The organism is Cupriavidus sp. 05N40, assembly GCF_056397305.1.
Map to the genome: position 1 here is coordinate 1 of NZ_JBFTND010000394.1, position 6222 is coordinate 6222.

5 protein-coding genes and 2 pseudogenes are annotated in these 6222 nt (G+C 66.5%); 3 read left to right on the forward strand and 4 right to left on the reverse strand.

Annotation, left to right across the window (positions count from 1 at the left end; all coding sequences use genetic code 11):
• Positions 1–588: ribosome biogenesis factor YjgA (yjgA, locus tag AC1DO7_RS40690; protein WP_477117517.1), on the reverse strand; the 588-nt coding region annotated here is incomplete at its 3' end.
• A gap of 57 nt (positions 589–645) precedes the next feature.
• Here yjgA and AC1DO7_RS40695 point away from each other — a divergent pair.
• Positions 646–1875: a metallopeptidase TldD-related protein gene (locus AC1DO7_RS40695; RefSeq protein ID WP_477117518.1), complete on the forward strand. Its 1230-nt coding sequence runs from the start codon at positions 646–648 to the stop codon at positions 1873–1875.
• Positions 1876–1948: 73 nt separating this feature from the next.
• On the opposite strand, the gene AC1DO7_RS40700 is transcribed toward AC1DO7_RS40695, so the two are convergent.
• The 3 genes and pseudogenes from AC1DO7_RS40700 to AC1DO7_RS40710 form a co-directional block, all read right to left on the reverse strand.
• Positions 1949–2449 carry a dihydrofolate reductase gene (locus AC1DO7_RS40700; RefSeq protein WP_441613093.1) on the reverse strand — a complete coding sequence of 167 codons (501 nt, stop codon included), beginning with the start codon at positions 2447–2449 and terminating at the stop codon, positions 1949–1951.
• Complete coding sequence (locus AC1DO7_RS40705) at positions 2446–3240, reverse strand: thymidylate synthase (RefSeq protein ID WP_441643179.1); 795 nt, start codon at positions 3238–3240, stop codon at positions 2446–2448. The genes AC1DO7_RS40700 and AC1DO7_RS40705 overlap by 4 nt, the downstream gene beginning before the upstream one ends.
• 223 nt (positions 3241–3463) lie before the next feature.
• Positions 3464–3990: pseudogene (locus tag AC1DO7_RS40710) on the reverse strand (TerC family protein).
• A 539-nt stretch (positions 3991–4529) separates the two neighbouring features.
• On the opposite strand from AC1DO7_RS40710, the gene egtD reads away from it, so the two are divergent.
• Together egtD and AC1DO7_RS40720 are read left to right on the forward strand one after the other, a co-directional pair.
• Positions 4530–5618, forward strand: coding sequence for an L-histidine N(alpha)-methyltransferase (egtD, locus tag AC1DO7_RS40715; protein ID WP_441613090.1), 1089 nt, complete (start codon positions 4530–4532; stop codon positions 5616–5618).
• Between the two features lie 161 nt (positions 5619–5779).
• Positions 5780–6222, forward strand: a pseudogene (locus AC1DO7_RS40720) (glycosyl transferase); the annotation flags it as partial.

Genomic DNA, 6222 nt, shown 5'->3' on the forward strand with positions numbered 1-6222 from the left:
CTCGGCTTCGCCGGCGGCTGCCTGGGTGCCGTCCAGCGCACTCTTGACCGCCTGGAACAACTCGCGGAAATAGCGCGGCGGCTTGCTCAGTTCGCGTTCCTTGCGGGCATTGCGGATGATGTTGCGCAGCGCCTGCACATCGGTATCGGGGTGTTCGGCCAGGAACTTCGTCAGCGCGGCGTCATCGGCCAGCAGCAGTTCGCGCCAGCGCTCGACCAGGTGCAGCTTGGCCGTCTCGGACTTGCTGGCGCCCTTGAAGGCTTCCAGCACGCGCTGGATGGCATCGACCTCGGCGTCGTCCAGCCTGCGCATGACCTTGCCCACGAACTGCATCTGGCGGCGCTTGCCTTCGTGGTTGGTGATGCGGCGCGCATCGCGGATGGCGTCGGCCAGCGCTTCGGGCATGGGTACGCGCGCCAGGCGATCCTTGGGCAGCGCTTCGAGTTCCACGCCCAGGTCTTGCAGGGCGAGCATATCGCGTTTTTTCTGTGACTTGCTCTTGGGCAGGTCGTCTTCGTCCGGTTCGGGGGCGAACTGGCCGGGGAAGCCGGAGGCGTTCCGGGGGGAGGTGCGGGAGTTTCGCGTCATGGGTGGCATTTTATCTTGCTATGATTCTTGTTTGGACTTTTGATGACCGCGCCCACAATGGATCAATCCGCAGACCAGACCGCCCATTTCACCTATACCCAGGCTCAGCTCAGCGAGATGGCCGCCGATGTGCTGCGGGTGGCACGCGAACTGGGCGCCACCGACGCGGCCACCGAGATCTCCGAAGGCAGCGGCTTGTCGGTCTCGGTACGCAAGGGCGAGGTGGAGACTATCGAGCAGAACCGCGACAAGGTGGTGGGCGTCACGGTGCTCGAACACAACCCGCGTGATCTCGACCTGTTCCATCCGTGGAACATCGACGCCGCGCAGGCCATCGAGCTGGCGTGCCGCGCCGAGGCCGCCGCCTTCGCCGTCTCGCCGCGCATCCGCAACAGCGATGGCGCCAGCGTGTCGGCCCAGCATTCGCAGTTCGTGCTGGCCACCTCGCGCGGCTTCACGGGCGGCTACCCGTACTCGCGCCACTTCATCTCCTGCGCGCCGATCGCCGGCACCGGCAGCGGCATGCAGCGCGACGACTGGTACTCGTCCAAGCGGGCTCCCGGCGCGCTGGCCGCGCCCGAGGATATCGGCCGCTATGCCGCCGAGCGCTCGCTGGCACGCCTGGGTTCGCGCAAGCTTTCCACGCGCCGTTGCCCGGTACTGTTCGAGGCGCCGCTGGCGGCAGGCCTGCTGGGCGCCTTCGTGCAGGCGGTGTCGGGCGGCGCGCTGTACCGCAAGTCGACGTTCCTCTACGACACGCTGGGCAAGGCCGTGTTCGCCCCGCACATCCATATCCACGAGCAGCCGCACCTGCCGGGCGCCATGGGCAGCGCGCCGTTCGACGAGGAAGGCGTGAGGACCCATGCGCGCGACGTGGTCCGCGGCGGCGTGGTGGAGGGCTACTTCCTTTCCACCTATTCGGCGCGCAAGCTGGGCATGAAGACCACCGGCAATGCCGGCGGCTCGCATAACCTGACGCTGTCCAGCAAGCTGACCACGCCCGACGACGATTTCGCCGGCATGCTGCGCAAGCTCGGCACCGGCCTGCTGGTCACGGAGCTGATGGGGCAGGGCGTGAACTACGTCACCGGCGACTATTCGCGCGGTGCCTCGGGCTATTGGGTGGAGAACGGCGAGATCCGCTATCCGGTGGAAGAGATCACCATTGCCGGCAGCATGGCCGGGATGTTCCGCCAGATCGTCGCCATCGGCGCCGATACGCTGGTGCGCGGCACGAAGGAAACCGGCTCGATCCTGATCGAGCAGATGACCATCGCCGGCAACTGAGGCGGGCGCTGCAAACGACCGCGCAGCGGCCTGTTGCCAGGGCCGCCGCGCGGTTCTTGCTTCCAGGCCCGGTTTATTCCTCGCCGGAGGGCGGGCGCTCGTAGGTCACGAAGGCGTAGTCGAAGCCATTGGCCTCGGAGTGATGCGATTCGCGTGCGGTGGCCAGCCACTGGCGCGGGTCGATCGGCGGGAAAACCGCGTCGCCTTCGATATCCGCATCGATCTCCGTCACCACCAGGCGGTCGGCGCTGGGCAGGGCCTCGGCGTACAACTGCGCGCCGCCGATCAGGAAGATCTGCGCCGTGCCCGCGCACAGCCGCTGCGCTTCTTCGAGCGAGTTCGCCACCTCGCATCCTTCGATGCGCAGGTCGGGGTTGCGGCTCACCACGATATTGCGGCGGCCCGGCAGCGGCCTGCCGATGGATTCCCAGGTCTTGCGGCCCATCAGGATGGGGGCGCCCATGGTGGTGCGCTTGAAGTGCGCGAGATCCTCGGGCAGGCGCCACGGCAGCGCGTTGTCGCGGCCGATCACATTGTTGCGGGCCTTGGCCACGATCAGGGTCAGCAATGTCATACGGCCACCGGTGCCTTGATGGCCGGGTGAGGTTCGTAGCCGTCAAGCTCGAAATCCTCGTAGCGGTAGTCGAAGATGCTCTGCGGCTGGCGCTTGATGACAAGCCGCGGCAACGGGCGCGGCTCGCGCGACAGCTGCGTCGCCACCTGCTCGGCGTGATTGCTGTAGATGTGGCAGTCGCCGCCGGTCCAGATGAAATCGCCCACGTCCAGGCCGGTCTGCTGCGCAATCATGTGCGTGAGCAGTGCGTAGGAGGCGATGTTGAACGGGACGCCCAGGAAGATATCGGCCGAGCGCTGGTACAGCTGGCAGGACAGGCGCCCGTCCGCCACGTAGAACTGGAAGAAGGCGTGGCAGGGCGGCAGCTTCATCTGCGGGATCTCGCCCACGTTCCAGGCCGACACGATCAGGCGGCGCGAATCCGGATTGCTGCGGATCTGCGCCATCAGCTCGCTGATCTGGTCGATGTGCCGGCCGTCGGGCGTCGGCCAGGCGCGCCACTGCGAGCCGTAGACCGGGCCCAGTTCGCCGTTCTCGTCAGCCCATTCGTCCCAGATGCTGACCCCGTTCTCCTTCAGGTACTTGATGTTGGTCGAGCCCTGCAGGAACCACAGCAGTTCGTGGATGATCGACTTCAGGTGCAGCTTCTTGGTGGTCACCACCGGGAAGCCCTGGCGCAGGTCGAAGCGCATCTGATAGCCGAACACGGAGCGCGTGCCGGTGCCGGTGCGGTCGGCTTTTTCGGTGCCATGCTCTTGCACATGGCGCATGAAGTCGAGGTACTGTTTCATCGGCGCGGGTGTTGGGGAAAGTGACGCGACAGCGGTGTGGGCATGAAGTGCAAGCTGCCGAACGATGGGCGGCTTGCCGAAGGATGTGCGATTTTATCGCAAACGCGGCCGGGGGACTTCCTGTCGCCGCCGGTGCGGCGCCAAGCAAAAACGGGCCGCCTCGCGGCGGCCCGTCTGCCGGGCGCAGCGCCCCGGCGGGCGCTGCCTGCTTCCTGTGCCGGCCTTACTGGCTGGCCGCCGCCGGAGTGCGGCGCTTCTGCTTCAGGTAGCCGGCGCCGAGCACGCCGCCCACGATCAGCACGAACAGGCCGTAGTAGAGCATGGCGTTGCTGTCGAAGAACGCCTTCACCAGCGGCTCGCTGACGATCATCTTCACCGCGGTGAAGGCCAGCACGCCGGCGCCAATGTAGATGATCGAGGGGAAGCGGCCCATCAGCTTGAGGACCAGGCTCGAGCCCCACACAACGATCGGGATGCTGATCAGCAGGCCCAGCACCACGCCAGGCCACCGATCAGCAGCAGGCCGGGGATCTTGAGCAGCCAGACCACGCCAATGGTCATTGCCGAGCGCACCACCACCGCGCCGACCGTACCCCAGATAATGGCTTTCTTCTGCAACTGGGGCGGCAGGTTGCGTGCGGCCAGCGCGATCACGATGGCGTTGTCGCCCGCGAGCACCAGGTCAATGACGACGATGGAAAGCAGCGCCGTCAGGAACTGCATCGTGAACAGATCGGTGAACCATTCCATGAAATCTCCTCGAAAAACGAATAGCCGGAAGCCAAAAGCTGCACTTGCGCACAGTGTTTGCCTGGAGACATGAAGTTCGGGAGCTTGGGGGCGCCTTTGCAAACCATGAAACCAGGTTGCAAAGGTCTTGCTCGACCGCCGTTTGTACATTGCTGTCTTGTTGGCGGTCAGCACAACCGGAGGCCCTGAGGACTCGGAATGACGATTGTGCTAAGGGCTGGGCCCSGGAGCTACTCCCCTTTGAGGGACGTTCCATCCGGGCAAGCCCGCGATGAATACGCTGAGGCGGATTATAAACGAAGCCGCGCTTTCCGTGCGATGAAAAATGTGGTTTATGGCGTACATATTCAGGGGCGTAGCCAGCGCTTCAGGCGTTTTTCCGCCGCGGGCCCGTTTTTGCGATCTATCCTAGAAGACCGGCATCGGCCGATGCGCTCCAGACGTCACCGGAGGCGCGCGCCATGCCGGCCCCGCGCATGCCGTGACGTGCGGGCCCCTGGGGGTTTTATGCATCGCCCATCGACCATCAAGGAAACGTCATGCCGGCCGTCCCGACCCCGCTGCAGCCACGACACGAACATCCCCAAGCCAAGCGCACTTCCGGCGCATCCTTGAAACCCAACGGCAGCCAGGCCGGTGCTGTCGCCGCCAACGGGATCGCGCTGCCCAATCCGGTGCCGCGGCTGGACTTCATCCAGCAGTATCACGAAGACAACGGCGCGTTGCGCGGAGAAATCACGCGAGGCCTGCTGGCCGAGGCCGCCAGCATCAGCCCCAAGTTCTTCTACGACGTGCTCGGCTCGCGCCTGTTCGAGGCCATCACCGACCTGCCCGAGTATTACCCGACGCGTACCGAGGCCGCCGTCTTCTCCACCTTTGCACCCGCCATGGCCGCGCGCGCCGGCAGCAGCTGCGTGCTGATCGACCTCGGTGCGGGCAACTGCCAGAAGGCCGCGCGGCTGTTCGGCAGCCTGCAGCCTGCGCAATACGTGGCGCTCGACATCTCGGTGGAATTCCTGCGCGCCACCCTGTTCTGCCTGCAGCAGCAGCATCCGCAGATTCCCATGCTCGGCCTTGGCGCCGACCTGTGCGCGCCGCTCGACCTGCCGCCCGAGGTCAGGCACGGGCGCCGGCTGTTCTTCTACCCGGGCTCGAGCATCGGCAATTTCGCGCCAGACCAGGCGCAGGCCTTGCTGCAGCGACTGCGTGCGGCCGCGGGCCGCGGCGACGGCGTGCTGATCGGCGTGGACCTGCTCAAGGAAGAGCAGGCGCTGGTCGCGGCCTACGACGATCCGCTGGGGGTGACCGCCGCCTTCAACCGCAACGTGCTGCGCAACCTGAACCGCATCGTCGGCAGTGACTTCGCCCTCGAGGACTGGCGCCACGCCGCCAGCTTCGACCGCCAGGGCTCGCGCATCCAGATGCACCTGCGTGCCGAGCGCGATGTCACCGTGCGCTGGGCGGAAGGCAGCCGGGCGTTCAGCGCGGGCGAGACGATCCATACCGAAGACTCGTATAAATACCGCCCGCGCGACTTTGCCGCCTTGCTCGGGGCAGCCGGATTCGACGATCCCGTATGGTGGACCGACCCGCGTGGGTGGTTCGCGGTGTTCCACGCGCGGGCGTGAGCGTTCCACGCCCGGCGCCGCGGGCCGCCGGAGCCCCGGCGGCAGGGGTGTCATAATGCCTGCGTTCCCGCGACGGGGGCGGCGCGCCAAGCATGCGCGCCGTACTTCCGGCGCGCGGCCATGCAACCGTGGGCGATCCCATTCACCGGCAGGTTTTTTCGATGAGCGGCTTTTCCATGCTTCCCGATCTTCACTTCAACGGCGGCAAGACGGTCTGGACCGACCCTCGGYGCTTGCCACGAGAAGGCCTGGCGCAGGCGCTGGTGGAGACCCGCAACCGGACCCTGGCATGGCTCGCCGCCTTTGGCCAGACCCGCCGGGGCTGGGATGTGCAGCGCCAGGATTTCGCCGAGCCGCCATTGTGGATGCTGGGGCATATCGCCTGGCATGCCGAGTGGTGGTGCCTGCGCGAGGTACGCGTGCGTGAGCACGACGGCGTGCCGCTCCAGGTGGCCGGGGCGCCGTCGCTGCTGGCCGGCGCCGATGCATGGTTCGATCCCGAGCGCATCGATCCCGACGCGCGCTGGGAGGTCGCCTTGCCCGATGTGGCAGTGGTCAAGCGCTATGCCGCCGACGTGCTCGACGCCACCTTGCGCCGCCTGGC